The 26,629-nt window shown below is 61.3% G+C and carries 25 protein-coding genes and 1 other RNA gene; 14 read left to right on the top strand and 12 right to left on the bottom strand.

Annotated features, from left to right (window positions below; translation table 11 throughout):
- Positions 1–36: 36 nt before the first annotated feature.
- Positions 37–1,911, bottom strand: a complete 1,875-nt coding sequence (locus tag SM766_RS01875; RefSeq protein ID WP_368946703.1) for a phosphatidylglycerol lysyltransferase domain-containing protein — start codon at positions 1,909–1,911, stop codon at positions 37–39.
- Positions 1,912–2,146: 235 nt separating this feature from the next.
- Positions 2,147–2,464 carry a DUF1476 domain-containing protein gene (locus SM766_RS01870; protein ID WP_274833887.1) on the bottom strand — a complete coding sequence of 106 codons (318 nt, stop codon included), beginning with the start codon at positions 2,462–2,464 and terminating at the stop codon, positions 2,147–2,149.
- Positions 2,465–2,674: 210 nt separating this feature from the next.
- On the opposite strand from SM766_RS01870, the gene purC reads away from it, so the two are divergent.
- The 7 genes from purC to SM766_RS01835 all read left to right on the top strand — a co-directional run bounded on the left by purC (position 2,675) and on the right by SM766_RS01835 (position 11,961).
- The gene (gene purC / locus SM766_RS01865; protein WP_065273381.1) at positions 2,675–3,436 is read left to right on the top strand and encodes a phosphoribosylaminoimidazolesuccinocarboxamide synthase; all 762 of its coding nucleotides are present in this window, start codon (positions 2,675–2,677) and stop codon (positions 3,434–3,436) included.
- Between the two features lie 122 nt (positions 3,437–3,558).
- On the top strand, positions 3,559–3,789 hold the full coding sequence (gene purS / locus SM766_RS01860; RefSeq protein WP_368946702.1) for a phosphoribosylformylglycinamidine synthase subunit PurS: 231 nt from the start codon (positions 3,559–3,561) through the stop codon (positions 3,787–3,789).
- Between the two features lie 202 nt (positions 3,790–3,991).
- On the top strand, positions 3,992–4,660 hold the full coding sequence (gene purQ / locus SM766_RS01855; RefSeq protein WP_368946701.1) for a phosphoribosylformylglycinamidine synthase subunit PurQ: 669 nt from the start codon (positions 3,992–3,994) through the stop codon (positions 4,658–4,660).
- Between the two features lie 36 nt (positions 4,661–4,696).
- Positions 4,697–6,481, top strand: a complete 1,785-nt coding sequence (locus SM766_RS01850; protein WP_065273385.1) for an ATP-binding protein — start codon at positions 4,697–4,699, stop codon at positions 6,479–6,481.
- Positions 6,482–6,508: 27 nt separating this feature from the next.
- Positions 6,509–7,846 carry a sigma-54-dependent transcriptional regulator gene (locus tag SM766_RS01845; protein WP_065273386.1) on the top strand — a complete coding sequence of 446 codons (1,338 nt, stop codon included), beginning with the start codon at positions 6,509–6,511 and terminating at the stop codon, positions 7,844–7,846.
- A 608-nt stretch (positions 7,847–8,454) separates the two neighbouring features.
- Entirely contained in the window at positions 8,455–11,496 is a 3,042-nt protein-coding gene (locus tag SM766_RS01840; RefSeq protein WP_368946700.1) for an Rne/Rng family ribonuclease, read from the top strand.
- Between the two features lie 57 nt (positions 11,497–11,553).
- A complete protein-coding gene (locus SM766_RS01835) occupies positions 11,554–11,961 on the top strand; it encodes a DUF4440 domain-containing protein (RefSeq protein ID WP_368946699.1) in 408 nt (135 codons plus the stop codon).
- A gap of 48 nt (positions 11,962–12,009) precedes the next feature.
- Here SM766_RS01835 and SM766_RS01830 read toward each other — a convergent pair whose 3' ends face one another.
- A complete protein-coding gene (locus SM766_RS01830; protein ID WP_274827971.1) occupies positions 12,010–12,243 on the bottom strand; it encodes a sulfurtransferase TusA family protein in 234 nt (77 codons plus the stop codon).
- 93 nt (positions 12,244–12,336) lie between these two features.
- Here SM766_RS01830 and SM766_RS01825 point away from each other — a divergent pair, with 93 nt between their 5' ends.
- The 3 genes from SM766_RS01825 (at position 12,337) to SM766_RS01815 (ending at position 15,816) form a co-directional block, all read left to right on the top strand.
- Positions 12,337–13,089 carry a cytochrome c biogenesis CcdA family protein gene (locus tag SM766_RS01825; RefSeq protein WP_065273390.1) on the top strand — a complete coding sequence of 251 codons (753 nt, stop codon included), beginning with the start codon at positions 12,337–12,339 and terminating at the stop codon, positions 13,087–13,089.
- Positions 13,090–13,159: 70 nt separating this feature from the next.
- Complete coding sequence (locus SM766_RS01820; protein WP_368946698.1) at positions 13,160–14,452, top strand: hypothetical protein; 1,293 nt, start codon at positions 13,160–13,162, stop codon at positions 14,450–14,452.
- A complete protein-coding gene (locus SM766_RS01815; RefSeq protein WP_368946697.1) occupies positions 14,449–15,816 on the top strand; it encodes a cytochrome P450 in 1,368 nt (455 codons plus the stop codon). The genes SM766_RS01820 and SM766_RS01815 overlap by 4 nt, the downstream gene beginning before the upstream one ends.
- On the opposite strand, the gene SM766_RS01810 is transcribed toward SM766_RS01815, so the two are convergent.
- Genes SM766_RS01810 through fumC form a run of 3 tightly spaced genes read right to left on the bottom strand, consistent with a single transcriptional unit; the run spans position 15,801 to position 17,598 of the window.
- A complete protein-coding gene (locus SM766_RS01810; protein ID WP_274827974.1) occupies positions 15,801–16,031 on the bottom strand; it encodes a ribbon-helix-helix domain-containing protein in 231 nt (76 codons plus the stop codon). The genes SM766_RS01815 and SM766_RS01810 overlap by 16 nt on opposite strands.
- A complete protein-coding gene (locus SM766_RS01805) occupies positions 16,028–16,204 on the bottom strand; it encodes a DUF4169 family protein (protein ID WP_347509858.1) in 177 nt (58 codons plus the stop codon). The genes SM766_RS01810 and SM766_RS01805 overlap by 4 nt, the downstream gene beginning before the upstream one ends.
- Positions 16,204–17,598, bottom strand: a complete 1,395-nt coding sequence (fumC, locus tag SM766_RS01800) for a class II fumarate hydratase (RefSeq protein WP_274827975.1) — start codon at positions 17,596–17,598, stop codon at positions 16,204–16,206. The genes SM766_RS01805 and fumC overlap by 1 nt, the downstream gene beginning before the upstream one ends.
- A 198-nt stretch (positions 17,599–17,796) precedes the next feature.
- On the opposite strand from fumC, the gene SM766_RS01795 reads away from it, so the two are divergent.
- The gene (locus tag SM766_RS01795; protein ID WP_368946696.1) at positions 17,797–18,420 is read left to right on the top strand and encodes a hypothetical protein; all 624 of its coding nucleotides are present in this window, start codon (positions 17,797–17,799) and stop codon (positions 18,418–18,420) included.
- A 195-nt stretch (positions 18,421–18,615) separates the two neighbouring features.
- On the opposite strand, the gene SM766_RS01790 is transcribed toward SM766_RS01795, so the two are convergent.
- The 6 genes from SM766_RS01790 to SM766_RS01765 form a co-directional block, all read right to left on the bottom strand.
- Entirely contained in the window at positions 18,616–19,089 is a 474-nt protein-coding gene (locus SM766_RS01790; protein ID WP_368946695.1) for an SspB family protein, read from the bottom strand.
- Positions 19,090–19,212: 123 nt separating this feature from the next.
- The gene (chrA, locus tag SM766_RS01785; RefSeq protein WP_490363342.1) at positions 19,213–20,514 is read right to left on the bottom strand and encodes a chromate efflux transporter; all 1,302 of its coding nucleotides are present in this window, start codon (positions 20,512–20,514) and stop codon (positions 19,213–19,215) included.
- A gap of 89 nt (positions 20,515–20,603) precedes the next feature.
- Positions 20,604–21,050, bottom strand: coding sequence for an ester cyclase (locus tag SM766_RS01780; protein ID WP_065273398.1), 447 nt, complete (start codon positions 21,048–21,050; stop codon positions 20,604–20,606).
- A gap of 156 nt (positions 21,051–21,206) precedes the next feature.
- Positions 21,207–21,671, bottom strand: coding sequence for an ester cyclase (locus SM766_RS01775; RefSeq protein WP_368946693.1), 465 nt, complete (start codon positions 21,669–21,671; stop codon positions 21,207–21,209).
- Positions 21,672–21,760: 89 nt separating this feature from the next.
- Positions 21,761–22,113: a transfer-messenger RNA gene (gene ssrA / locus SM766_RS01770) on the bottom strand.
- A gap of 53 nt (positions 22,114–22,166) precedes the next feature.
- On the bottom strand, positions 22,167–22,904 hold the full coding sequence (locus SM766_RS01765) for a FadR/GntR family transcriptional regulator (protein ID WP_065273400.1): 738 nt from the start codon (positions 22,902–22,904) through the stop codon (positions 22,167–22,169).
- 208 nt (positions 22,905–23,112) lie between these two features.
- On the opposite strand from SM766_RS01765, the gene SM766_RS01760 reads away from it, so the two are divergent.
- The 3 genes from SM766_RS01760 (at position 23,113) to SM766_RS01750 (ending at position 26,626) form a co-directional block, all read left to right on the top strand.
- Positions 23,113–24,216, top strand: a complete 1,104-nt coding sequence (locus SM766_RS01760) for a dimethylsulfoniopropionate demethylase (RefSeq protein ID WP_368946692.1) — start codon at positions 23,113–23,115, stop codon at positions 24,214–24,216.
- A gap of 16 nt (positions 24,217–24,232) precedes the next feature.
- Positions 24,233–25,225, top strand: a complete 993-nt coding sequence (gene acuI / locus SM766_RS01755) for an acryloyl-CoA reductase (protein ID WP_368946809.1) — start codon at positions 24,233–24,235, stop codon at positions 25,223–25,225.
- A 177-nt stretch (positions 25,226–25,402) separates the two neighbouring features.
- Positions 25,403–26,626, top strand: a complete 1,224-nt coding sequence (locus tag SM766_RS01750) for an aminotransferase class V-fold PLP-dependent enzyme (RefSeq protein WP_368946691.1) — start codon at positions 25,403–25,405, stop codon at positions 26,624–26,626.
- Positions 26,627–26,629: the final 3 nt, after the last annotated feature.

The following is a 26,629-nucleotide window of genomic DNA, read 5'->3' as shown; positions in this document are numbered from 1 at the left end:
GCGCACTGGCGGGCCAGTGCGGAGTGGCCCCTCCTGTCACGGCGCGGCGCGCAGGGCAATTTCATTTTGCTCAAGTTCATTATGAGCCGGATGGCGGTCGAGGAGATCATTCTCTGTGTCCGAAGTCTGGCCTGCGTCATCGCTACTGGTCTGCAGGACTGGCTGCACGGGACCCGGGCGGTGCACAAGACGCAGAAGCTCAATCAGGGAGACAGCCATCTGCGGCCAGCTGGGCGACGCCAGATAGCGTGCTTCCCAGCGCGGCGCGAAACAGGATTTGAACCGGCGCAGTCCCGGATCGGTATGCTTGGCCCAGCGGTGGTCGGGCACTGCCGCCAGCGACAGGCGCGGCACGTTTTCCAGCGCGGCGGCAGCAATCGCGGTGCGCACCAGCGCGTGGCCTGTGCCATCCGGCGCGTCAGGCACGATGCGGATCAGGTCCAGGCACCACTCTCCGGGCGTGGCGTGCAGGCTGACAAATCCCTCAAGCCGTCCGTCCTTCCAGGCAAGGAACACGCGCTGCTCGGCCAGATATCCCGGTTCGAACCGGCCCATGGTGGTGCCGTGGGCGTGTCCATGCGTGGACTGCCAGGCGGCGTCGATGGCGTCCATCTGGTCGATCGGCAGCGTGGCGGGGGCCTGCATGACCTTGAGGCCCGCCTTTTCCGCATGGCGGAGCTTGCGGCGTAGCTGCCGGTGGGAGGAGCCGCTGTCGCTGAAGGTGGTGGGCCGGACCACGGCCTCTTGCGCGATGCGTAGGATCTTCCATCCGGCATTGCGGGCCAGCGTCCCGGTGCGGGCGCCGCATTTGTAGAAACAGGCAGAGCCATTCCGCTGCCGGGCATAAGCGGCAAGCGGGGCAAAGACCTCGGGCGTGTGGCCCGACAGGGGATCAAAGAAGGCTACCGTGCATTGCGGGCTGTCAAGCACCGCAAGCTGGTTGAAACCCAGGGCCTGCACGTGGCCTCCGTTCTGCCGGATGATTGCCGTTTCGGCGCAGGCGCGGCTTGCGGGCAGATCTGCGGCAGGGGTGCGACGGGCGCCCAACAGGTCAGCATCGGTCGGGGCGCTGGATTTCGCGCGGCCCATACCCGGCAGGAACAGCATGCCGCAAGCCAGCGCGGCAGGCAGCACATAGTATACAAGGCGAAAGGCGACGAGGGCGCCGAGGAGGGCGCCGGTATCCGCGCCTGGCAGCAGGGCGCAGACCGTCAGCTCCAGCGGACCGGCGCCACCGGGGGCCGAAGACAGGATCGCAGCGCCAAGGGCGATCAGATAGACAGGCACCAGCGTTGACCAGGTAATCTGGACTGTATCCGGCAGCAGCATCCAAAGAGCAGTTCCCGCCGCCACCACATCGATCAGGGTCCAGCCCATCAGCGCCGTCAGGGCAATCAGTGAAGGCCAGCGCAGTCTGAGCTTGCCGATCCTGAGGGACGGAAACCAGAAGCTGGCCGCAACCGCACAGATGAAACCGGCCAGCAACAGCCCGCCAATCCAGCCAAACCCCTGTATTGGCGGGAAGAGCACGAGGGCAACCCCGGCGATAGCGGCCAGCGTGGCTATGAAGGTGAACCCGACAAGGGCAGTGATCTTGGCGGCCTGCAGCGCGGTAAGACCCGGCAGCAGGCGCCAGCGGGCATAGGTGCCGGTGATGAGCCCAAAGCCAGCTGTCTGTGAGAACGCGATGGCGGCCATTCCGGCGCGGCGGGCCGCGGCGCCATCAAGGCCGGTTTGCAGATGGCGGTGTGCCACGGAGTCGTAGCGTCCCAAAGCCCAGAAACTGATTGCAGTGGCGATAGAGGCCCCCAGCCAGCCCCATGCGGGCAAGGCGGCTAGTGTGTGACCAAGTTCGGCAAGGGAGGGAAGGCCAAGTTTTGCCTCGAAGGCCCAGAGACACAGGACCGTCATGGCCACAGGCGCGGCCCACCGGAAACCGGCGCTAAAACCGTCCTTCAGGCTAGTCCAGAGGCGGCCGCGGCCTGCACCGGAAAGAGGGAGAGTGTGGATTGTCATCAGCATCCCTGCGTAATCGCCGCACCAGCGGTTCGCGCAGGAGAATACCAAAGAAGGCGTTCTTCTTCAGTTAATATCGATGATTTCAGTTAATGCCCCTCCCGACCAAGTTGGGCGGGAGATGCATGCCTCAGCTGATTTCGGACAGAATCTGTTCCTTGGCAAGGGCCAGCGTGTCGGTCATCTTCTCGCGGATGTCATCGGCGCTCACCCGGCCAGTCAGATCCTCCGCCAGCTTGCGGATAACGTCCTCGTGCCCCGGTTCCTGAAAATCGGCGGTAACCACCGTTTTGGCATAGGCCTCTGCTGCATCGCCGGACTTTCCCAGCATTTCGGCCGCCCAGAGACCGAGCAGCTTGTTGCAGCGGGCCTGCGCTTTGAACTGCATTTCCTCATCATGGGCAAATTTGGCCTCGAAAGCCTGCTCGCGACTGTCAAAAGTACTCATCATTTCCTCCTGTTCCGCACTATGGCATGAAATGACTATGCGCCTGCCCCGGGCGCACTGCAATAGCGCCAAGAGCGGCCTGCGGAACCAAATATCCCTTCACAGCAAGCCTGTGACCGCGCGCCGCGCTTGCGGCGCAATGTCGCTTGCACTAAGAGAGCGGCAAGAAACCGGGACGGATTCCCGCCCCTGACCCCCGAAAGGTTCCTCATGGCACGTCGCAAGAAGATCTACGAAGGCAAAGCCAAGACATTGTATGAAGGTCCCGAGCCCGGAACCATCGTGCAGTACTTCAAGGACGATGCCACCGCGTTCAACGCCGAAAAGCGTGACGTGATCGAGGGCAAGGGGGTTCTGAACAACCTCTTGAGCGAATTCTTCATGCAGGGGCTGGGCCAGATCGGCGTGCCGACGCACTTCCTGAAGCGGCTCAACATGCGCGAACAGCTGGTGCGCAGCTGCGAGATCATCCCGCTTGAGGTGATCGTGCGCAACTACGCGGCCGGCAGCATGTCCAAACGTCTGGGTATCGACGAGGGCACGCAATTGCCACGCCCCATCGTCGAGTATTGCTACAAGGACGACGCGCTGGGTGACCCGCTGGTTACAGAGGAACATATCGCCGCCTTCGGCTGGGCCAGCCAGCAGGACATGGACGATATCCTGAGCCTGGCGTTGCGGGTCAACGATTTCCTGTCCGGCGTGATGCTGGCTGTGGGTATTCGCCTCGTCGACTTCAAGATCGAGATCGGCCGGGTCTATGACGGTGATTTCCAGCGTCTGGTTGTCGCTGATGAGATCAGCCCGGACAGCTGCCGCCTGTGGGACATCGAAACCGGCCAGAAGCTGGACAAGGACGTGTTCCGCCGCGATCTGGGTAGCCTGACCGACGCCTATACCGAAGTGGCACGCCGTCTGGGCGTGATGCCGAACAACCCGCCTGCAGCGGGAAAGCCGACTCTGGTCAACTGACCGACCCGACTGGCCTGTCCGGGACAGGGGATGTGGTCCTCTGACAGCGACAGGGCCGCGCATAGATCTGACAACAAGAGGCCCCTGGCGGGCTTTGTGACCGAAAGCTGAGGAAAGACGCGATGAAGGCACGGGTGCATGTGATGCTGAAGAACGGAGTTCTGGACCCCCAGGGCGAGGCGGTCCGCCACGCGCTTGGCGCTCTGGGCTTTGACAAGGTCGAAGGCGTCCGTCAGGGCAAGGTCATCGATCTGGAGCTGAGCGACGACGCCACCGAGGCGGATGTGCGGGACATGTGCGAGAAGCTGCTCGCCAATACCGTGATCGAATCCTACGAGATCGAGCTGGCCTGACCGATGCGGGCGGCGCGGCTTATCGGCTTTCGCCAGCCACTGGGGCTGGTTTTCCTGCCGGAACCGTCGGCTGCGTCTGGCAGAGTGCTGACCCGCGCCACCTCTCTTTTAAAGGCCAGCGCGATCTGGCCGCTTTTGACCGCCCGGCGCCTTCGCGTTGGGACGGTCATTACCGATTTCGCAAGCTAGGAAGGAACCCCTGATGCGTGCTGCCGTTGTCGTTTTCCCCGGATCCAACTGCGACAGGGATCTTGCCGTGGCCTTTGAACAGGCCGGATTTGATGTCTCCATGGTCTGGCACAAGGACAGCACGCTGCCCGAAGGTGTCGACATCGTTGGCGTGCCGGGCGGGTTCTCCTACGGCGATTACCTGCGCTGCGGTGCAATCGCGGCTCAGTCGCCGATCTGTCAGGCGGTTGTGGAACACGCCAACCGGGGCGGTTACGCGCTTGGCGTCTGCAACGGGTTCCAGATCCTGACCGAGACCGGCATCCTGCCCGGCGCCCTTCTGCGCAACGCGGGGCTGAAATACATCTGCCGCACGGTGGACCTGAAGGTCGAGACCACGAGCAGTGTCTTTACTGAAGGCTATTCGGCAGGGGACGTGATCGGCATCCCGATCGCCCACCACGATGGCAACTACTATGCAGACGCCGACACTGTTGCGGCGCTGAAGGACCAGGACCGGGTGGCCTTCTCCTATGTCGACAATCCCAACGGATCGGTTGCTGATATTGCCGGGATCCTGTCCGAGAACCGCCGGGTTCTGGGCATGATGCCGCACCCCGAACGCGCGGCGGACGAAGGTCATGGCGGCACCGACGGGACGGCAGTCTTCCGCGCATTGACCGGGATCGTCGCTACAGCGTGACTTGAGGCAGGCGGGCAGCCGCAATAGGTTAAGCCTATGAGCACCCCGCCTGATCGCACAGAACTCCCCGTGGCCAAATCCGGGTCCGCCGCAAGATCGCGCACGATCTCCTGGCGGGCGCGGCTGGCCTTGGTCCTGTTCATGGCGGTGGCGGCAACGACGGTCTGGGTGACCAACCGAATGCTGACGCACCGGTTCACCGAAAGTACCCGCAACCGGGCCGAACTGCGCCTTGCGCTTTACTCCGGAAACCTGGTCAGTGAGCTGCGCCGCCATGCCATCGTGCCGCAGCTACTGGCGCGTGACCAGGCGCTGATATCGGCGCTGCAAAGTCAGGATTTTTCGCTATCCACCCACCGGCTGATTTCTTTTGTTGAGGAAATCGGCGCTGCCTCAATCATGTTGCTGGCCAGCGACGGGCGTACCGTGGCGGCGACCAATCGCAACCGTCTGGGCGAAACCCACCGCAACGCGCCCTATTTCGTCGATGCGGTGCGGGCCAAATCTACCGTGTTCTCCGTCATTGAACGCGAGGTGGGTGGCTATCGTTTTACCTATTCGCGGCGCATTGTTGACACCACCGGGACGCTCGGCGTGATCGTGATCGAGGTCGATCTGCAGAAATTCGAACGGGCCTGGGCGGGGATTTCAGACGCGGTGATGGTCAGCGATAGCACCGGCCGTATCGTTCTGGCGACCGAAGCGCGCTGGCGCGGCAAGGAAGAGCGCGACGCACTGCGCCTGCAAACACCGGAGGGCGCCATTCAGCGCGCAATCCGGGCAACCGCGGATTGGACCGTCCTGCCGGCCGACGCCTATCTGCAAGGCGAGGCGGTGATGCGGCTGGAAACGCGGGTGCCGTTTCAGGGCTGGCGGCTGACCTCCTTCACCACCTATGCCTCGATCCGCGAGCGGGTGAACGCGGTTCTGGCGCTTGAAATCATGGGATTCGCGATTCTGCTGGCGCTGGCCTTCTATGCGCTCAGCCGCAAGACGGCGCTGCGCATGGCGCTGTTCCAGCGCGAGTCGGCGGAGCTTCGCGTATTGAACGCACGGCTGCAGCGGGAAATCGCCGAACGGGAACGGGTGCAGGAAACCCTTGCCGTGGCCGAACAAAGCCTGGCGCAAAGCTCGAAACTCGCGGCGCTGGGGGAGATGTCAGCGGCGGTTAGTCACGAGCTCAATCAGCCGCTGGCGGCGATGAAAACCTATCTGGCCGGGGCGCGGCTGCTGCTCAACCGCAACCGCCCCGAAGAGGCACTTGCCTCCTTTGGGCGTATTGATGATCTGATCGAACGCATGGGCGCCATTACCCGGCAGCTGAAATCTTACGCCCGCAAGGCAGGCGATGCCTTTGCCCCTGTAAACATGGGCGATGCGCTGGCGTCGTCCCTGTCGATGATGGAACCGCAGCTGCGTCAGCGTCAGGTCAAGATCACCCGAATGCTGCCCGATCAGCCGGTTTACGTTATGGGCGACCGGCTGCGGCTGGAGCAGGTGATGGTCAACCTCTTGCGCAATGCACTGGATGCCACCAAATCTGTAGAGGACCCCGAGGTGGAGATCCTGCTGGCCGCAGGCGAGACAGCAACCCTGTCGGTGCGCGACAATGGCAACGGGATCAAGGATTTCGACAATCTGTTCGAACCCTTCTACACCACCAAACAGCCCGGCGATGGGGTCGGACTGGGGCTTGCCATCTCCTCGGGGATCGTGAACGACCTCGGGGGGCGGCTGATTGCCCGCAACGGGCAAAACGGCGGCGCCGTGTTTGAAATACAGTTGCCGATCCTTGTGGACGGTATCGAAGCCGCTGAATAAGCGGCGTTAAAGATGGAGAGGCCGCGCATGGCACAGGCTATGAAAATCGCGATCGTTGATGATGAACAGGATATGCGCCAGTCGATCAGCCAGTGGCTGGCCCTGTCGGGCTATGACACTGAAACCTTTGCCAGTGCCGAGGATGCGCTGAAGGTTCTGGGCTCGGATTACCCGGGGATCGTGATCTCCGACATCAAGATGCCTGGCATGGACGGAATGCAGTTCCTGAAGAAACTGATGGGCAGCGATAGCGCCCTTCCGGTGATCATGATCACGGGTCATGGCGATGTGCCCATGGCAGTCGAGGCGATGCGCGTCGGGGCCTTCGATTTCCTCGAAAAACCCTTCAATCCGGACCGGATGTCGGAACTGGCGAAGCGGGCCACCAACTCCCGCCGCCTGACGCTCGACAACCGGGCGCTGCGCCGCGAATTGTCCGATGGCGGCCAGATTATGAAGAAACTGATTGGGATGAGCCCCGTGATGGAACGCCTGCGCGAGGACATTCTGGATCTGGGCCAAGCCGACGGGCACGTGCTGATCGATGGCGAAACCGGCACCGGCAAGACGCTGGTGGCCCACGCCCTGCATGCCGTCGGCAGCCGGGCGGGCAAGAAATTCGTTCTGGTCTCCTGCGCCGCACTGGAGGAAGAGGCCCTATCAAAGCGTCTGTTTGGTCCGATGCAGCCCGAGGACAGCCTGTTGCCCGCCATTGAAGAGGCCCGCGGCGGCACATTGGTGCTGGAGGACGTGGAGGCGCTGAGCGAGGCGCTGCAGGCCAAGCTCCTGAGCGTGATCAACGAACAGGGCATGCCGGGCGAAACCCGTATCATCGCCATTTCGAACCTACAGGAGGCGGGCAAGACCTGCGAGGACGCGCTGCGACCGGATCTGTTCTACCGCCTTGCGGCATTGCGGATCACCGTGCCGCCCCTGCGCCAGCGCGGCGAGGATATCCTGACTCTGTTCACCCGCTTCAGCGAGCAATTCTCTGAAGAATACGGCTGCGAGGCACCGCAGGTCACCGCACAGGAGGCCGCACAGCTGTTGCAGGCCCCCTGGCCGGGCAACGTGCGCCAGCTGATCAATGTGGCCGAACGAGCGGTTCTACAATCCCGGCGCGGATCTGGCACGATTGCATCCCTGCTGATGTCCGATCACGAGGAAATGCAGCCGGTGATGACCACCGAAGGTAAGCCCCTGAAGGAATACGTCGAAGCCTTTGAACGCATGTTGATCGACAACACCATGCGCCGCCACAAGGGCTCCATCGCCTCGGTGATGGAAGAGCTGTGCCTGCCGCGCCGGACTCTGAATGAGAAGATGGCGAAATACGGATTGCAGCGCTCAGAATACCTGAGCTGACAGCTGCGGGCTTGGACTGCAACCTGGCTGAGGCAGGTTTTGGCTTTGATCGACATTGATGCGGCGCCGGGATGCACCGGCGCCGTTTTCCATTCAGGTCGCTTTTTTGCGGAAAAACACCGCAGTTTTTCGGGGATTTGTTAACCAATACCGTCTAAGGAAGAATAGTTTACACTTTCAGCAATACCTGTGCCGAATGGCCATTGTCATTTCCCGGTTTCAGGCCTTATGCTGAAAATACAGGAAAAGGATGCCTCTTTCGCATCCAGCCTTATGAGATTCGCTGTCTCATGCTTTTGTCCGGAAAGAACCGAGAAAGCTGAGGCAGACCGATTTGCCCCTTGTGAAGGGGCAGCCTAGCACCTCTTCCGGCACGACCGGGAAGGAATAACATGGCAGGGTTCGGGATATCCCACCTGTCGGAGAAGAACCGCGATGACGCGCGCGAGAGCGAAGAGCATACAGGACAAAGGGCCGGACGCATGTTTCGGGACCCTGACCTGCGGCGCGCAGTCTGAAATCGCCCTGACAAGACACCACCCAAAACACGCGCAGCCCCCCGGAAGAGGAGGGGCTTTGTTTGCACTGGGCAGGTGCACCAAGGAAACATGGCCAAGAAGATGCTTATCGATGCCACCCACGCGGAAGAGACCCGCGTCGTGGTGGTTGATGGAAACAAGGTCGAGGAGTTCGACTTTGAATCCGAAAACAAACGCCAGCTTGCCGGCAATATTTATCTCGCAAAAGTAACACGGGTCGAACCTTCGCTTCAGGCGGCCTTTGTCGATTACGGTGGAAACCGCCACGGGTTCCTCGCGTTTTCGGAAATCCATCCGGACTATTACCAGATCCCCGTCGCCGATCGTGAGGCGCTGATGGAAGAAGAGCGCGCCTACGCCGAGGCGATGCGCGCCCGCGACGAGGAAGAAGAAAGCAAACCGTCCCGTGGCTCGCGCTCGCGCAGCCGCAAGTCTTCGCGCACCAAAGCTGCCAAGGCGAACGCCGGTGATGCGGTGGAGACCAAAGAGGTCACGCCGCAGGACAATGGTGATGATGCGTCCACCCAGGCCCCTGAAAAAGACAGCCCGAAAAAGGCTGAAATCGCGGGTATGGAAACCATTGATCTGGACGCCGAAGATGGCGCTGCGGATGACAAGCTTGCCGAGGTCCCCGAGGGTACCTCGCCGATGGAGACCGTTGCGGAAACTCCAGTTGAAGAGCCGGATGGCGACGATCAGAACGGTGCAGAGGCTACCAGCACCGAAGAAGCGGCCGCCGATGCTGAGACAGCCGAGGATGCCGGAGCGGACAACGGTGATGTCGCCGACAAGGCTGAGTCTGCCGAACAAGACGTAGCTGACGACAAGGACGAGGACGACAAAGAAGACACCGCGAAGTCTGACGCGACCTCGAAAGATGAGACCATCGAATCCGTCGCTGACGAGGATGACAGCGAGGACATCCGTCCGCCGCGCAAGCCGCGTCCGCGTCGCTACAAGATTCAGGAAGTCATCAAGGTCCGTCAGGTTCTTCTGGTGCAGGTCGTCAAGGAAGAGCGCGGTAACAAGGGCGCGGCGCTGACCACCTACCTGTCGCTGGCAGGCCGTTACTGCGTGCTGATGCCCAACACCGCCCGTGGCGGTGGCATCAGCCGCAAGATCACCAATGCCGCCGACCGCAAGAAGCTGAAGGATATTGCAACCGAACTGGACGTGCCGCAGGGCGCGGGTCTCATCGTGCGCACCGCTGGTGCCAAACGGACCAAGGCCGAGATCAAGCGCGACTATGAATACCTGCAGCGCCTCTGGGAACAGATCCGCGAGCTGACGCTGAAATCCATCGCGCCGGCCAAGATCTATGAAGAGGGCGACCTGATCAAACGCTCGATCCGCGATCTATACAACCGCGAGATCGACGAGGTTCTGGTAGAGGGCGAGCGCGGCTACCGCATCGCCAAGGACTTCATGAAGATGATCATGCCGTCCCACGCCAAGAACGTGAAGAACTACAACGAGACGCTGCCGTTGTTCGCGCGCTACCAGGTGGAAAGCTACCTGGCGGGCATGTTCAACCCGACGGTGCAGCTGAAATCCGGCGGCTATATCGTGATCGGCGTGACCGAGGCGCTGGTGGCCATCGACGTGAACTCCGGCCGGGCGACCAAGGAAGCCTCGATCGAGGAAACCGCGCTCAAGACCAACCTGGAGGCCGCCGAAGAGGTGGCGCGCCAGTTGCGTCTGCGTGACCTTGCGGGGCTCATCGTCATCGATTTCATCGACATGGATGAGCGCAAGAACAACGCCGCCGTCGAAAAGCGTATGAAGGACAAGCTGAAGACCGACCGTGCCCGCATTCAGGTGGGCCGCATTTCCGGCTTTGGTCTGATGGAAATGTCGCGTCAGCGTCTGCGCCCCGGCATGATCGAGGCGACCACGGCGCCGTGCCCGCATTGCCATGGCACCGGCCTTATCCGCTCGGATGACTCGCTGGCCCTGTCGATCCTGCGTCAGATCGAGGAAGAAGGCACCCGCCGCCGCTCGCGTGAGGTTCTGGTGAAATGCCCGGTGGCCATCGCCAATTATCTGATGAACCAGAAACGCGAACATATTGCGCAGATCGAAGCGCGCTATGGTCTCTCCGTGCGCATCGAGGGCCACCCGCATCTGGTTAGCCCGGATTTCGAGTTGGAGAAGTTCAAAACCGCATCGCGCACTGTTCCGGTGGCCGCATCGCCCGTGGTCTCGGTTGATACTTCGATCATGGATCAGATCGATGCCGACGAAAGTGAGGCTGCGGAAGCAGAGGAGACAACCTCTGGCGACGAGGGCAACAAGACTCAGCCTGAGGCCGAAGGCGATGGTGAGAACAAACCCAAGCGCAAGCGTCGTCGTCGGCGGCGGCGCAAGTCCGGATCCTCGGATCAGGACAATGGCGAGAACAACGGCGATCAGTCCGAAGATGATAAAGACCAGTCTGCTGGAGTTGCGGAGGGTGACAAGTCTACGGAAGACGGTTCGGCGCAGGACGCCAAGTCTGATCAGCCCGCTGACGCAGCCGAGGCCAAGGCAGAGGGCGCGGAAGAGGGTGCTGAGCAGGAAGAGAAGAAGCCTGCCAAACGCACCCGTCGCACCCGCACCAGCCAGAGCCGCAGCCGCAAAAAATCTTCCGATAAACCGGCAGAGGCTGCAGAGGCCGAGACTGCAGATGCGGTGACCGAAGAGAAACCCGCAGAGCCCGACCAAGCCGAAAACCCCGCGTCGCAGCCAGAAGAAGCTGTTGCTGCCGAAGCACCTGCGGAAGCAGCTGCCGAAGCGGAAGCTGCACCCGATGCCGCTGAGGCTGCGCCTGCGGAAGAGCCCGAGGCGGTAGAACCCGCCGAGGCAACTGCTGCTGCTGAGCCGGAGGCCGCGCCTGAGGTTGAACCGGTGGCAGAAGAGGCGGCCGCCGAAACTGCACCTGTCGAGGCGGAGACCGCTGCGCCTGAAGAGGCCGAGAAACCCGCTGAGCCGGAAGCTACGGCCCCTGAGGCAGCAGAACCGGAAACCAAGGAGCCCGAGGTGGCTGTGGCAACGGCAGAACCTGCGCCCGCGCCTGAACCGGAAGCCCCGCCCAAGCCCAAGCGCCGCGGCTGGTGGTCACTGGGAAGCTGAGACTGATATCGGGGCGGGCCGCAGGGTCCGCCCCTTTTTCATTACTGAGGGATCGCCATGGCAAAGACGCGGCCGCACAGCGACACAGCGCTACTGAACGCGCTATTGGAGTGTGAGACGCAGGTCTGGCAGGCGCTGCAGACCGGCGATAGTGCAGCAGACGCCGCCTTGCTAAGTGCGGATTTTCTGGGGGTTTACCCAGACGGCTTTGCGGGCCGGGAGGATCACGTGGCGCAGATCAGCGCTGGTGCGTCGATTGACCGCTACGAGATCTCGGAGGCAAAGGTCAGGGCGCTGGGGCCGGATCACGGACTGCTGTCTTACCGCGCACTCTACAGCCGCTGCGGTAAGGAGGTGGAAGAGGTGATGTACGTCAGTTCCATCTGGCAGCGCAGTGATGCAGGCTGGGTCAATACCTTCAGCCAGGACACCCCGGCGCTTGGTCTCGATAGAGAGACAAACTGACCTGTTCAGGTGCGTGGACCTGGCTTTCGCCCCATGCAAATAGGGATCTCAGCCGCCTTTTCGGATGCGGTAGATCTGGTGACCGGTCCCGTCGCTTTGGCCAAGGAACTCATGCCCGGCCTCGGCGCAGAAATGCGGCACATCGATAATTGCCGCAGGATCATCGGCCAGCATGGTCAAAGTATCGCCCGGGGCCAGCGCCTTCAGCCGTTTGCGGGCCTTCAGAACGGGCAGGGGGCAAAGCAACCCGATGGCATCTAGAGTGGTGTTTTCGTCAGTCATATCCTGCAGATAAGGTGCCTCTCACAGCCTGTCCACAAGGATGTGACCGCAGGTACCAGTGACCTTTGATCTGCGCTGGTCTAAATGAAGGCTATGTTTGGAATTGAAATCATCGACGCAGGACTGATTCCTGCCATGTTCGTGGCGCTGACGGCTGGTCTTATCAGCTTTCTGTCGCCCTGTGTGTTGCCGATCGTGCCGCCCTATCTTGCCTATATGAGCGGCGTCACCATCGGAGAGATGCAAGGCACGGCAACCGCCCGGCGCAAGGTGATCGTCTCGGCACTGTTCTTTGTGCTGGGGCTGTCGACGGTGTTCCTGCTGCTGGGGTTCACCGCCTCGGCCTTTGGCGCCTTCGTCCTGCAAAATCAGGAGCTGTTCGCCAAGGTCTCCGGCGTTGTCGTGATCGTCTTTGGCCTGCACTTCCTGTCGGTCTTCCGCATTCCGATCCTCGACCGCGAAGCACGGATGGAAGCGGGGCAATCCGGAGGGTCCGCCATCGGGGCCTATGTGCTTGGTCTCGCCTTTGCCTTTGGCTGGACGCCCTGCATCGGCCCGCAGCTGGGCGCGATCCTGTCGCTGGCGGCCTCTGAGGCCTCGGTCAGCCGCGGAACGCTGTTGCTCGGCGTCTATGCGCTGGGACTGGGCGTTCCCTTCCTGCTGGCGGCGATTTTCCTTAACCGTTCCATGGCGCTGATGAACCGGATGAAGCGTCACATGGGGCTCATCGAAAAGGTGATGGGCGGCCTGCTGCTGGTGGTTGGGATCATGCTGGTGACCGGTCTGTTCTCCACCTTCTCCTGGTGGCTGCTGGAAACATTCCCCGCGCTTGCAACACTTGGCTAAGAGCCGCCGCCGGGGTCTTACTCTTGCCCAGATCCGCCGCTAATCTCGAGTGAAATCGAATGAGGCCGGAATGGGCAGAACGGCAAGGCAGGACTGCGATCAATCCATCGGCGGTGCAACAGTGCGCCGCCGACAGGTTTTTTACATCCCCGGTTACGATCCCATCCACCCCCGCCGCTATCGCGAGCTTTACCGCAGCGAAAGCACCGCCCAGGCGGCGATCTCCGGCTACCTGATCTCGCAGCGCCCCAAACAGGCTGACGGCCCCTATGGCTGGCACGTAGAGGCCGAGATCGACGGGACCGAGGTGACGGCCGATGTAGAGGTTCTGGTCTGGTCTGACATCGTGCGGGGCAGCATGGCGGCCTCCATCCCGGCGACCTATCTGCAACTGGCGCGCACCGCCTGGATCTATATTTCGACCGGCGCGCTTTTCCGCCTGATGCGTCTGCGCAAAGGGCCGGTGATTGCAGCGCTTTATCCGGTGGGCATGCTGCTGTTGCAATTGCTGCTGGCGCTGGCGTTGGGGGCTGTTGTCGGCGGTGCAATCGACTGGCTCGCACAATGGGCACTCAACCCCGTGGCCGGGCCTCAGACAGCGGCGGTCATCGGCGCGGTGGCATTCATTGCGGCGCTGATTTTAACTGCGATTGCACTGCTGCGCTGGTTCAAGGCGCGCGATGGCAAGCTCTTTGCCTATTACCTGATGCATGATTACGCCTATTCCGCAGCCTCGCGCGGGGCCAACCCGCCCGAGCTGGAGGCGCGCATGGCGGAGTTCCGGCAGCTGATCCGCCGCGCCATCGAAGAGAACAGAGTGGATGAGGTTTTGGTCGTTGGCCACTCATCGGGCGCCCATGTTGGTGTTTCGGTGCTTGCGGATCTGTTGCGCGAAGGGTTGCCCGCGGCGCGCCCGGTGTTGGGGTTTCTCAGCCTTGGTCAGGTGGTGCCGATGGTTTCCTTCCTGCCAAAGGCCGACCGGCTGCGCGGCGATCTGCGGTATCTGTCGGCCAGTCCGGAACTTTCTTGGGTGGATGTCAGCGCGCCGGGGGATGGCTGCGCCTTTGCCTTGTGCGATCCGGTCTGCGTCAGCGGCGTTGCACCAGATGAAAAACGCTGGCCACTGGTCGTTTCGGCGGCCTTTACACAAACGCTGAGCCCTGAGCGCTGGAAAGAGCTGCGTTGGCGGTTCTTCCGGCTGCATTTTCAGTATCTCTGCGCCTTTGACCGGCCCGGTGACTATGACTACTTTCAGATCACCGCAGGCCCCATCTCGCTGGCAGAGCGTTACGAGGAGCGGCCTGCGTCGAAATCCCGGATCGAGGCGCCGACCTCGGGCTATACTTCGGTGTCATCGCCATGACGCCCCTGCCACCCAAACCACCCGCGCGCCCCGACAAAGTATCGCTCTGGCGCTATGTGAAGCTGTTTCGCAAGGACATCCTGTCGGCGCAGCCCGCGCGGCTTTACCGGGCATGGATGGCAGAGTTCCGCACGCCTTTCTTCCGGTCCTTCCTGCTGAACCAGCCGGATCTGGTGAAAACAGTGCTGAAGGACCGCCCGGACGCTTTCCCGAAATCGGACCGGATCAGCGAGGGGCTGAAGCCGCTGCTGGGGAATTCGGTGTTCCTGACCAATGGCGAAACCTGGAAGCGCCAGCGCCGGATCATCGACCCGGCATTCGAAGGCGGGCGTCTGAAAGAGACCTTCCCGGCGATGCGTGCCGCTGCCGAAGCCGCTGCCGCGCGTCTCAAGGGGCAGGAGGGGGAGGTGGAGATCGAATCAGTCACTTCGCATGTGGCGGCGGATGTGATTTTTCGCACGCTGTTTTCAATCCCCATCGAGCACGAGGTTGCCGCCGAGGTGTTTTCCCGCTTCCGGGACTACCAGCGCAGCCAGCCAATCCTGAATCTCGCCGCCTTTGTGCCGGTGCCGCGCTGGATGCCGCGTTTCTTTCGCAAGGGAACGCGAGAGAATGCTACGCGCATTCGCGCCCTGATTACCCAGTTGACGGATGAGCGAGCAGCCGAAATCGCTGCCGGAACCGCGCCGCAGGACCTTGCGACCAAGATCATGACCACTGCCGACCCGGAAACCGGGGCGCGCTTTTCCACCGAGGAAATGGTCGATCAGGTGGCAATCTTCTTTCTGGCCGGGCATGAAACCAGTGCTTCGGCGCTGGCCTGGACGCTTTATCTGATGGCGATTTATCCGGAGTGGCAGGAAAGGGTGGCCGAGGAAGCCGCCGCGCTTGAGGACGACAGTTTCGCCGCGGTATCCCGCATGCGGATCAGCCGCGATGTGTTCCGCGAGGCGCTGCGGCTCTATCCGCCGGTGCCGATGATGGTACGCGAGGCGATGTGCCCCGAACGCTTCCGCGACCGAGAAGTGCCGAAAGGGTCGCAACTGGTGCTCAGCCCCTGGCACCTGCATCGCCACGAACGGCTGTGGGACAACCCGGATGGCTTTGATCCGGAGCGCTGGCAAACCGAGAATGGCAAAAAGTGTCAACGCGAAGCCTATATGCCGTTCTCGGCTGGTCCCCGGGTCTGCACCGGTGCTGGCTTTGCTATGGTCGAAGGGCCGTTGATCCTGTCGATGCTGCTGCGCCATTTCCGGGTGGCGCCGGTGGTAGGCAAGGAGCCCGTGCCGGTTGCACATCTAACGGTGCGGGCAAAGAATGGGATCTGGCTGCGGCTGGAACGGCGGGATCAGTCCCCGGTCTGATGCGCCTGCAAGTGGCGCAAAACGTGCAGGCGGATGGCCGAGGCCAGCCCGCATTCTGTTCCGCGTTCTTCATCAATGTCAGCGGCCAAGTCGTTGATTGCACGTCCTTCCTTGGCGGCTATGGCGCGGAAGGCGGTCCAGAATTCATCCTCCAGTGAGACCGAGGTGCGGTGCCCGCGCAGGGTCAGGGAGTGTTTCTTGGGACGGTTGCTCATTCTTCGGACTTGTGACCGTCAAGTTGGCGGTCGCTTTTGTCACGCCGACTGCGGTCCAGCTGTTTCTCGGCCTTGCTGCGGCCGAATTTCACAGCGTTGGCATCAGCGCGGGCCTTTTTGTCGGCCCGCGCTTTTTGTTTTCTGAACCGGTTCAGATTGACCGGTTCCGCCATCAGGCCTTGGGCCCGATCATGTCTTCGGGGCGCACCACAGCGTCAAAGGTGGCTTCATCCACAAAGCCGAGCGCGATGGCTTCTTCCTTGAGGGTGGTGCCGTTCTTATGCGCGGTCTTGGCGACCTTGGTGGCGTTGTCATACCCGATGGTCGGCGCCAGTGCGGTGACCAGCATCAACGACTCTTTCATCAGCTTTTCGATGCGCGGCTCGTTCGCCTGAATGCCCATCAGCATCCGCTCGGTAAAGCTGTCCGCCGCATCACCCAGCAGCTGGATCGACTGCAGCAGGTTGTAGGACATCATCGGGTTGTAGACGTTCAGTTCGAAATGGCCCTGGCTGCCCGCGAATTTGATCGCGGCGTCGTTGCCCATGACGTGAGCGGCGACCTGTGTCAGTGCCTCTGCCTGCGTCGGGTTCACCTTGCCGGGCATGATCGAGGAACCGGGTTCGTTTTCCGGCAGGATCAGCTCACCCAGACCCGAACGCGGACCAGAGCCGAGGAAGCGGATGTCGTTGGCGATCTTGTAGCAGCTGCCTGCGATGGTCGCGAGGGCGCCGGACAGGAACACCATGGCGTCATGCGCGGCCAGTGCCTCGAACTTGTTCGGTGCTGTGACAAAAGGCAGGCCGGTTATCTCGGCCATGTTGGCCGCTACGGTCTCGCCCCAGCCGTTCTGGGTATTGAGCCCGGTGCCGACGGCGGTGCCGCCCTGTGCCAGCTCGTAGATGCCGGGCATCGCAGCCTCGACCCGTGCCAGACCCTGACGGATCTGATGCGCGTAGCCAGAGAATTCCTGGCCCAGTGTTAGCGGGGTCGCGTCCTGGGTGTGGGTGCGGCCGATTTTGATGATGTCTTTGAACTCTTCGGACTTCTTCTCCAAACCTTCGGCCAGTTTGGTCAGGCCCGGCACCAGCACGTCGCGCACGGACATGGCGGTGGCGATATGCATCGCGGTGGGGAAGGTATCGTTCGAAGACTGCCCCATGTTGCAGTGATCGTTGGGGTGCACGGGATCCTTGGAGCCGATGACGCCGCCGAGGATCTCGATCGCGCGGTTGGCGATCACCTCGTTCGAGTTCATGTTCGACTGGGTGCCGGAGCCGGTCTGCCAGACAACCAGCGGGAAGTTGTCGTCGAACTTGCCTTCGATCACCTCACCGGCGGCCTGGATCACCGCATCGGCGATCTTGGCGTCCATTTTGCCAGAGGCCTTGTTGGCCATGGCGCAGGCTTTCTTGATCACGCCCAGCGCGCGCACGATGGCGACGGGCTGTTTTTCCCAGCCAATGGGGAAGTTCATGATCGAACGCTGCGTTTGCGCGCCCCAGTATTTGTCGGAAGGAACTTCCAGCGGACCAAAGCTGTCTGTTTCGGTGCGGGTATCGGACATCTTGTCTCTCTCCGTCTCGTATGCCGTTGCATGCCGTTTAGCCGACGCCCGGGTCAGGCGCAATCGGCCAGTTGCGCGCATCATAGGGAAACGCGCGCGCGGGTATAGGGACAAATGGGCGCGCCGGATTGCCTGCGCACCGAAATAAGCTAAAGTCACCGGAAGATACTTTCGCTCATCTTTAGACAAGGAACGCCAGTGCCCGATTATTCTGCCCCCTCCAGTCCATCAGCCGTTGCCCGCGTCAGGGCGTTTCCGGCCGTACGTGACGGTGTGGCATGGCTCCGCTGGGTCATGCTTCAGGCTGCGATGTTTTGTGCCGCAGTTCTGCTGCTTGCGCAGGCGGCTATTGCGGATATCGCGCCGTTTGTCGGGGCCTACACCGGGTCGGTGATCGTCACCCATGCCAACGGCGAGAGCGAGCTGCGGGACATGAGCGTGACGATTGCTGAGGCCAAGAAGGGATTTACCGTCAAATGGAGCACCGTCACCATCAAAGGGGACGGCAACCGCAAGGCAAAAACCTATGAGATCAGTTTCGTGGACAGCGATCGGTCGGGGATTTTTGCCGCTGCGATGGAGCAGAACGTCTTTGGCCATGCCGTCCAGATGGATCCGATGAAAGGCGATCCCTACGTGTGGAGCCGGATTGCCGGAGATACCTTCACGGTGTTTTCAATGTTCATCGCGCCGAACGGCGATTACGAGATGCAGCAATACGACCGCACACTGGTCAAAGGGGGGCTGGATCTGAAGTATGTGGTCCATCGCAATGGTGAGCCGACCCGGATGGTTTCGACCTTTCTGAAACGTCAGGACTAACGCCGCGCCGTATTGCCTTGCTGTCCCCCGTCAGGGCTGGTTTTCGATGCAGGGTAGCCGCGCTGATGGCTGACGGTTCAAGCGGACAAGGGCCTTGTTCGGGGTATCTGAAGAGACGGCACCCGTGACGTGCAAGAGATTTAGCCGTACTTCGCGATCTGGGTTTCTGGAGATCCGGCAGGCCGCGACCGGCGGTTACTTGCGGAAGCTGTCCAGCGATACCACCTCGGCGTCGGTTTTCTCCGCCGTCTCGTCCGTGGTCGTATCTTCCTCGGGCGCGGTGGTGTCTTCGGGCTGTTCGTCCTCGACGTCGTCCTCGGCGGTTTCGAACCGCAGGCCGAATTCGACGGAGGGGTCCACGAAGGTTTTGATCGCGTCGTAAGGAATATAGAGCGGCTCTGGCGTTTCACCGAAATTGAGCGTGACGGCAAAGCCATCCTGGTCGACGGCAAGATTGTCGTACCAGTGCTGCATCACCACGGTCATTTCTTCCGGGTAGCGTTCGCGCAGCCAGTCGGCAAGCTGGGCATCGGGATAACGGGTGTCAAAGGTGATGAAGAAGTGATGATTGCCGGGCAGACCGTTGTCCGCCACATCCTGCAGGACGGTGCGGATCAGGCCGCGCATGGCGGAATGCATCAGGTTACCGTAGTCGATTTCTCGGGACACGCTGAGACCCCTTTTTCTTTTCCCCCAGCATAGGGGATTCTCCGGGAAACGAAATAGTTACCGGAACCGATTTGTTAAAAAAACAGCGGAACGAAGGGGGCGTTTTCCGCTCTGGCGCAGGGATTACGGGAGCAGCAGATCGGGTGCAGCCGCAACTGCGAGCCCCGCCACAACCATAAGCGCCAGAAGCCAGAGCAGCCGCCCGCGCAGCGTGATGGCCGCGCCCGCTGCCACTGCTGTGAGAAACAGCGCCTCGGCGTCAAGGCTGCTCCAGTCCGGCACCACAAAGGACAGCGGCCCGACCTGTGTCTGCGGCAGGTCATGGAACAGGACGTGCAGCAGGAACCAGACCGACAGGTTGAGTATGACACCGGTCACCGCAGCGGTGATCGCCTTTAACGCGCTGCCAAGGCGGGGATGCCGCGAGAGGCGCTCCACATAAGGGGCGGCGGTAAAGATCCACAGGAAGCAGGGCACGAAGGTCGCCCAGAGGGCCACCGCCCCGGCAGCCAGGAACACTGGCATCCCGCCGGTCGTCAGCCCGGCCAGCATTGCGATGAACTGGGTGACCAGGATCAGCGGTCCGGGGGTGGTTTCTGCAAGACCCAGCGCGTCGATCATCTGCCCGGCGGTGACCCAGCCATGCTGCTCGACCACGGTCTGGCTCATATAGGCGAGCACCGCATAGGCGCCGCCAAAGGTTACCACGGCGAGTTTGGCAAAGAACCAGCCAATGTCTGCCAGAAAGCCGAAGCCGGAAAAATGCAGCAGTGCCAGCGGCGTCAGCCAGAGAATGCTCCAGAAGGCAGCGACCCGCAGCGGCGATTGTGACCCGTGTTCCTTTGTGACTTCTGCCGGTGCCGCTGCCGGTGTCTGGCCTTTCACAAGACCAAACAGACCTGCGCACAGGACGACAACGGGAAAGGGCAAGCCAAGGAAAAACAATCCGACAAAGCCAAGTCCGGCGAGGGCCCAGTCGGAGCCTTTGCTGAGGGCCTTCTTACTGAGCCGCCACAGGGCTTGCAGAACCACGATGATGACTGCTGCCTTGATCCCGGCAAAGGCGGCCTGAACCCCCGGCACGGTGCCAAAGGCAGCGTAAAGCCAGACCAATGCGGCGATAACTGCGGCGCCGGGCAGCACAAAGAGCAATCCGGCCAGAATCCCCCCAAAGGTGCCGCGCAGGCGCCAGCCGGTATAGGTGCACAGCTGCATCGCTTCGGGGCCGGGCAGCAGCATGCAGAAGGAGAGACCGCGCAGGAATTCATCTTCGCTGAGCCACGGGCGCTGCTCCACCAGTTCGCGATGCATCAGGGCGATCTGGGCGGCGGGGCCGCCAAAGCTCAGCAGGCCGATACGAAGGAAAACGCGGAACAGATCGCGCAGATCCGGGCGGTCGGGCGTGAAACTGGCAGACAAGTCGATCTCCGCGGCTGATCGGGGCAGGGTCTTGCATGCCTATAGGGCAGCCGCGCCCGCGGAGACAGAAAAAACTAGCTTAGTCAGTGGAGGGTTTACTGAGCCCAGATCAATTGCTCGCCTGTGAGGCAGATCGGGAGGGAATCCTCGGGCAGCTGGCCAAGCTGCTCGAACATCTTCATGTAGTCTATGGTTGCAATAAGTTCTGTCACTATTGCTTCTTTGACCCGGGCGATGATCTGCCCGGTAAAGCGAACGTCATCCCCAGTTGCGGCGGATTGCGCCTGCACGATCAACTTTACTGCAACCCATTCCCCCTGCTCGACCGGATAGGCGTATTCGAAGTGAATATTCTTTAGCAGGTCATTCAACGCGGTGACCACTTCGCCATAGTTCTGTGGCGCAGCCAGCTCTGATATCGCTCCCTGCATCGTGGTGCCAGAATTGGAGAGGGCATTTATGGCGGCCGTGTCCGCCTCTTCCCAAAGCTCGTGAAACCATTGCTTTACAGTCTCAAGAACGCTGCCTGTCTGATGAGTCATTCGTTGGGGTCTCGGTTGGTCAGAGTTGAAGTGTCAATCCGGTACTTGTTACCAACAGTGAAGTCGAGAGGGCTTGTGGCTGCGAATCAACCACTTTTACGTGTGTGTGTTTTCTGGTGAAAAGGGTGGGTTGAGTCCGTTTGTGGGGCTGGCGGTCTAATGCGCCGCGGCGAGGCTGTGGGGTGTCTGTCTGACCCAATCGAGCCGCTGCCCGGTCATGCAGATCGGGATCGTGTCGGGCGGCAACAGGTCCATTTGCTCCAGCAGGCAGATATAATCGACGTGATTATAGGCTTCGGCGATCTTGCCGTTTTCGAACCGGGCCATGACCTGCCCTGAAACCTCTAGCGGGGCGCCCGTGTCGGTTCTTGAGGTGCGCACGACGAGAAAGGCTGAAACCCAGTCGCCTTCGGCGATCACCTTGGGCAGGTCCACTTCAAACCGCCCGACCTGGGCCTGGAAGGTCATGATAAGGTCTCGGAAATCATCGATTCCCATCTGCATTTCAGGAACGATTCCCTTGGCGATGGTGTCCGGTGCAATGAAATCTGTGATCGCGTCCAGGTTTCCTTGTTCCCAGACCTCGGTATACCAGTTTCGCAAGCGTTCGGCGTTGGTCATCACAGCTCTCCGTCTTGCGCATAGGATGAGCCTATTGTCTGAACAAAACCTATACGCGTATCCGTTACGGGAGGGAAAGGTGGGGATAAAGTGCAGGTTTCTGTTGCCAGGTACCTGCGAACCCCGCCTAACGCGGCTAGGCGCTAGGACTTAAAGTCGGTTCGACTCGAACTGCTTACGCAGCCAGAGCAACCGGAGCACGATTGTCGTTTGCAATTGTACTAGTTTCGCCGATAACGGTGGCAGACAGCCGAGACAAAGCTAACCCCTTTAGACGTTCGTCGATCCTGTTTCGGCCCCATGATCCCCAAACGAAGGATATATGGTGGAGCCGCCGGGTACCGCCCCCGGGTCCGATCCGCTTATTACGAGCGCGTTTATGTCCATAGTTCCACGAGGGAACAGTGAGAACATAGGTGCTGACCGGGCGGAGTTAAAGGGGCAAATCGGATAGACAGTGCGAATTTTGTGGGCCGAATTACCTGCGATCAGGCGTCAGGTAGAGACCGCCGCAGCACGTGCGGCGAAGACATCCGAGGCCAGCTTGCGCGTTTCCTTTTCCAGATCACTGAGGCCTTCGCTGGCAGCGGTGCCGTCACCGGATTCGATGGCATCCGCGATGCGTCCGTGCAAATCCACGATACGTGCACGGTCCCTTGCGGTGAAAGTGATCATGTTCATCAGCGGCTGCATCGCTTCGACTGCGCCAGCCAGCTGATAGGACAGGACCGGATTGCCCGCGCCATCGACGAGCGCCCGGTGAAAGGCAACATCCGAGGCGCAGAAGGCTTCATCGGTCAGGCCGGGCTGGGACTGGCGGAACATCTCGGTCCGCATCGTGGCCAGTTGATCGGCTGTGCGCCGCTGGGCCGACAAGGGCGCGCAGGCGCGCTCGAGCGCATAACGCGCTTCGCAGGCTGTGTCGAAACTGACCGCATTCATCGACAGCAGCAGGGTCGAGGTGGTCACCTGCTGGGGGTAGGCATCCTCAAAACTCAATCTGTTGACGAAGGCGCCGCCGGTGGCGCCGCGCTGCGTACGGATCAGCGATTGCGCCGCAAGCCGTTTCAACGCTTCGCGTACGGTCGGGCGGGACACCTGAAAATGATCGGCCAGTTCGGCCTCGGAAGGAAGTCGTTCATCGACGATCAGCTGACCGCCAATAATCGCGTCCTTGATTGCTTGTGCGATTTGCACAGAGAGGTCGTCGGAACTGGAAGGGTCGATTTTCATGGGTACTGTCCTGTCGATATCCGGCGTCATTACCATATCGTGAGGGGCTGTAAAAATCATTTGTCAGACATTTAAAAGTCTGACATTTGGGAAGCAAGCGTTGAGTCGCGGTTTCCGACCCTTGGGTGAAGCGTAAAAACCCTGTTCCGGTGAGGATGAGGAGGACCGCAGGCTACTGGGCAACGCGCCTTGCCAGGGAGGATTTGCAATGGCACTGATTTCACCGTCGCGTCGGCTGCGGCGCACCCCGTTTTCCCAAGGTGTGGAAGAGGCCGGAGTGCGCGCCTACACCGTTTACAACCACATGCTGCTGCCCACGGTTTTCGAAAGCGTCGAGGCGGATTACCATCATCTGAAAAACCATGTTCAGGTCTGGGATGTGGCCTGTGAGCGCCAGGTTGAACTGCGCGGACCCGATGCCGGGCGCCTGATGCAGATGCTGACCCCGCGTGATCTGCGCGGGATGACGGCAGGCCAGTGTTTCTACGTGCCCATCGTCGATGAAACCGGCGGCATGCTGAACGATCCCGTGGCAGTGAAGCTGGCCGAGGACCGCTGGTGGATCTCCATCGCGGACAGCGACCTTCTTTACTGGGTCAAGGGTATCGCCAATGGCTGGCGTCTGGATGTGCTGGTGGACGAACCCGATGTCTCACCGCTGGCCGTGCAGGGACCCAAGGCCGAGGAGCTGATGGTGCGTGTCTTTGGTGAAAGCATCCGTAATATCCGCTTCTTCCGCTTCGGGGTTTATCAGTTCCAGGGTCATGATCTGGTTATTGCGCGCTCGGGGTATTCCAAACAGGGCGGGTTCGAGATCTACGTGGAAGGCAGCGAATTTGGCATGCCACTGTGGCGCAAGCTGTTCGAGGCGGGTGAGGATCTTGAGGTCCGCGCGGGCTGTCCGAACCTGATCGAACGGATCGAGGGCGGCTTGCTCAGCTACGGTAACGACATGACCGATGACAACACGCCGCATGAATGTGGTCTGGGCCGGTTCTGCAATACCCATACGGCGATTGGCTGTATCGGCCGGGATGCGTTGTTGCGGGTCGCCAAGGAAGGGCCGGTACAGCAGATCCGCCCGATTGCCATCGACGGGGATGCCGTGCCACCCTGTGATCAGTTCTGGTCGGTGTTTGCAGGCGGTCGTCCGGCGGGGCGAATTTCCTCGGCGGCGTGGTCGCCCGATTTTCGTACCAATGTGGCAATCGGCATGGTCCGCATGACTCATTGGGATGCGGGCTCAAGACTTGAGGTGGAAACACCCGACGGCATGCGCACGGCCACCGTGCGCGAGAAATTCTGGATGTGAAACGAGGGGAAGCATGATGTTCAACGCATTGGTCGTGAATAAGGACGAAGACACCGGAAAGACATCTGCGGCGGTCGAGGAGATCAGCCTTGATGACCTGCCCGAGGCCGAGGTGACTGTGGCGGTGGACTATTCCACCGTGAACTACAAGGACGGTCTGTGCATCGGCCCTGGTGGCGGTCTGGTCCGCAAATACCCGCATATTCCCGGCATCGACTTTGCCGGTACGGTCGAGGCGTCTTCGGATGCGCGTTACAAGGCGGGGGACAAGGTGGTCCTGACCGGCTGGCGCGTGGGAGAGGCACATTGGGGCGGTTATTCGCAAAAGGCCCGTGTGCGCGCCGATTGGCTGGTACCGCTGCCCGAAGGGCTGACAACCCGCCAGGCGATGGCAGTGGGAACCGCTGGGTTCACCGCCATGCTGGCGGTCATGGCGCTGGAGGATCACGGGCTGCAAAAGGACCACGGTCCGGTTCTGGTGACAGGCGCCGCCGGTGGGGTTGGCTCAGTTGCAACCGCGATTCTGGCTAATCTCGGCTATGAGGTCGCGGCCGTGACCGGCCGTCCAGAGACCGCGGATTACCTGCGCAGCCTTGGCGCGACACAGATCGTGGCCCGTGAAGAAATCAATGAGACGGTCAAACGCCCGCTGGAAAGCGAAACCTGGGCGGGCTGCGTTGATGCGGTCGGCGGGGCGATGCTGGCACGTGTGCTGGGGCAGATGAAATACGGTGCCTCCGTTGCGGCGGTGGGGCTGGCTGGTGGTGCGAACCTGCCCGCAACTGTGGTGCCCTTCCTTTTGCGCGGGGTGAACCTGCTGGGTATTGATTCCGTAATGCAGCCCTATGACAACCGCCTGCGCGCCTGGGAGCGGATCGCGACCGATCTGCCGATGGACAAACTGGAGGCGATGATCCAGCCCGCAACTTTGCAGGATCTGCCGCAACTGGGCGCAGACATCCTCAAAGGGCAGGTCAAAGGCCGCGTCGTGGTGGATGTGAACGGGTAACGGAAACACCGTTTTTCTGAGACGAAGGGAGCGCGCAGGGTTGATACTGCGCGCTCTTTCTTTTGGCTACGCATCTGGCGCCTCACGCTGCAGGACGGTTCCACCGCGTACCGGCGCTTGACCTTGCACGGCAAGATCTGCATCCCTTTTGCGAACACAAAAGCAGGGGAATGACAGATGGCGCTGGATATTGATTTTGTACGCGGGCAATTCCCGGCCTTTGCCGAACCCACGCTGCAAGGGCAGGCTTTCTTTGAAAACGCAGGCGGCTCCTATACCTGCAAGCCGGTGATTGATCGTCTGATACGCTATTACACCCAGCGCAAGGTGCAGCCCTATGCGCCTTACGAGGCCTCGACCCTGGCCGGGGCAGAGATGGACGAGGCCCGGCAACGGCTTGCGGCAATCCTGGGGGTGGATACCGATGAGGTTAGCTTTGGCCCCTCGACCACGCAGAACACCTATGTTCTGGCGCAGGCGTTCCGGCAGTTCCTGTCCCCGGGGGAGGCGATCATCGTCACCAATCAGGATCACGAGGCCAATACCGGCCCCTGGCGGCGGCTGGCCGAAGAGGGCATTGAGGTCCGTGAGTGGAAGATCGACCCTGCCACCGGTCATCTGGATCCGGCGGATCTGGAGGCGCTGCTGGACGAAAACGTGCGCCTTGTTTGCTTTCCCCATTGCTCGAACGTGGTGGGAGAGATCAACCCGGTGACCGAGATCACCGCGCTTTGCCATGCAGCGGGGGCCTTTGTCTGCGTCGACGGGGTGTCCTACGCGCCGCATGGGTTGCCCAACGTCGGGGAGCTGGGACCGGACATTTACCTATTCTCGGCCTATAAGACCTATGGTCCGCATCAGGGGATCATGGTCATCCGCCGCGCGCTGGGCGAAATCCTTCCGAACCAGGCGCATTATTTCAACGGCGACGTTCTCTACAAGCGCTTCACCCCTGCGGGACCCGATCACGCACAGGTCGCGGCCAGCGCCGGTATGGCGGATTATATCGACGCCCTGTGCGATCATCACGGCGGCCCTACCGAAGACGCGGCAGCGCGCGCCGGGTTCGTGCACGATCTGATGCGTGACCACGAGGTCAAACTGCTGCAACCGCTGTTGGATGCGCTGAAGGACCGCAACGATCTGCGCCTCATCGGGCCAAGCGACGCCGCCGTGCGCGCGCCGACCGTGGCTGTTGCCGTCAACCGGTCTGGCGCTGGGCTGGCAGAGGAACTGGCCGGGCATGGTATCATGGCGGGCGGCGGGGATTTCTACGCGGTGCGCGCGCTCTCGGCGATGGGGGTGGACCCGGAACAGGGCGTCCTTCGGATGAGTTTTACCCATTACACCAACGAAAATGAGGTGACGCAGCTGATCGAGGCCCTAGATCGCGTGCTGTAACTA

Source organism: Pseudophaeobacter sp. A-200-2, from assembly GCF_041008815.1.
GTDB lineage: Bacteria > Pseudomonadota > Alphaproteobacteria > Rhodobacterales > Rhodobacteraceae > Phycobacter > Phycobacter gallaeciensis_A.
This window is presented reverse-complemented; position numbering and strand designations above follow the sequence as displayed.

What these genes read in the sequence shown, in the direction of transcription:
- SM766_RS01875 (WP_368946703.1), bottom strand. Translation starts at nt 1,911, where the DNA reads ATGACGGTCCTGTGTCTCTGGGCCTTCGAGGCAAAACTTGGCCTTCCC.
- SM766_RS01870 (WP_274833887.1), bottom strand. Translation starts at nt 2,464, where the DNA reads ATGAGTACTTTTGACAGTCGCGAGCAGGCTTTCGAGGCCAAATTTGCC.
- purC (WP_065273381.1), top strand. Translation starts at nt 2,675, where the DNA reads ATGGCACGTCGCAAGAAGATCTACGAAGGCAAAGCCAAGACATTGTAT.
- purS (WP_368946702.1), top strand. Translation starts at nt 3,559, where the DNA reads ATGAAGGCACGGGTGCATGTGATGCTGAAGAACGGAGTTCTGGACCCC.
- purQ (WP_368946701.1), top strand. Translation starts at nt 3,992, where the DNA reads ATGCGTGCTGCCGTTGTCGTTTTCCCCGGATCCAACTGCGACAGGGAT.
- SM766_RS01850 (WP_065273385.1), top strand. Translation starts at nt 4,697, where the DNA reads ATGAGCACCCCGCCTGATCGCACAGAACTCCCCGTGGCCAAATCCGGG.
- SM766_RS01845 (WP_065273386.1), top strand. Translation starts at nt 6,509, where the DNA reads ATGGCACAGGCTATGAAAATCGCGATCGTTGATGATGAACAGGATATG.
- SM766_RS01840 (WP_368946700.1), top strand. Translation starts at nt 8,455, where the DNA reads ATGGCCAAGAAGATGCTTATCGATGCCACCCACGCGGAAGAGACCCGC.
- SM766_RS01835 (WP_368946699.1), top strand. Translation starts at nt 11,554, where the DNA reads ATGGCAAAGACGCGGCCGCACAGCGACACAGCGCTACTGAACGCGCTA.
- SM766_RS01830 (WP_274827971.1), bottom strand. Translation starts at nt 12,243, where the DNA reads ATGACTGACGAAAACACCACTCTAGATGCCATCGGGTTGCTTTGCCCC.
- SM766_RS01825 (WP_065273390.1), top strand. Translation starts at nt 12,337, where the DNA reads ATGTTTGGAATTGAAATCATCGACGCAGGACTGATTCCTGCCATGTTC.
- SM766_RS01820 (WP_368946698.1), top strand. Translation starts at nt 13,160, where the DNA reads ATGGGCAGAACGGCAAGGCAGGACTGCGATCAATCCATCGGCGGTGCA.
- SM766_RS01815 (WP_368946697.1), top strand. Translation starts at nt 14,449, where the DNA reads ATGACGCCCCTGCCACCCAAACCACCCGCGCGCCCCGACAAAGTATCG.
- SM766_RS01810 (WP_274827974.1), bottom strand. Translation starts at nt 16,031, where the DNA reads ATGAGCAACCGTCCCAAGAAACACTCCCTGACCCTGCGCGGGCACCGC.
- SM766_RS01805 (WP_347509858.1), bottom strand. Translation starts at nt 16,204, where the DNA reads ATGGCGGAACCGGTCAATCTGAACCGGTTCAGAAAACAAAAAGCGCGG.
- fumC (WP_274827975.1), bottom strand. Translation starts at nt 17,598, where the DNA reads ATGTCCGATACCCGCACCGAAACAGACAGCTTTGGTCCGCTGGAAGTT.
- SM766_RS01780 (WP_065273398.1), bottom strand. Translation starts at nt 21,050, where the DNA reads ATGACTCATCAGACAGGCAGCGTTCTTGAGACTGTAAAGCAATGGTTT.
- SM766_RS01775 (WP_368946693.1), bottom strand. Translation starts at nt 21,671, where the DNA reads ATGACCAACGCCGAACGCTTGCGAAACTGGTATACCGAGGTCTGGGAA.
- SM766_RS01765 (WP_065273400.1), bottom strand. Translation starts at nt 22,904, where the DNA reads ATGAAAATCGACCCTTCCAGTTCCGACGACCTCTCTGTGCAAATCGCA.
- SM766_RS01760 (WP_368946692.1), top strand. Translation starts at nt 23,113, where the DNA reads ATGGCACTGATTTCACCGTCGCGTCGGCTGCGGCGCACCCCGTTTTCC.
- acuI (WP_368946809.1), top strand. Translation starts at nt 24,233, where the DNA reads ATGTTCAACGCATTGGTCGTGAATAAGGACGAAGACACCGGAAAGACA.
- SM766_RS01750 (WP_368946691.1), top strand. Translation starts at nt 25,403, where the DNA reads ATGGCGCTGGATATTGATTTTGTACGCGGGCAATTCCCGGCCTTTGCC.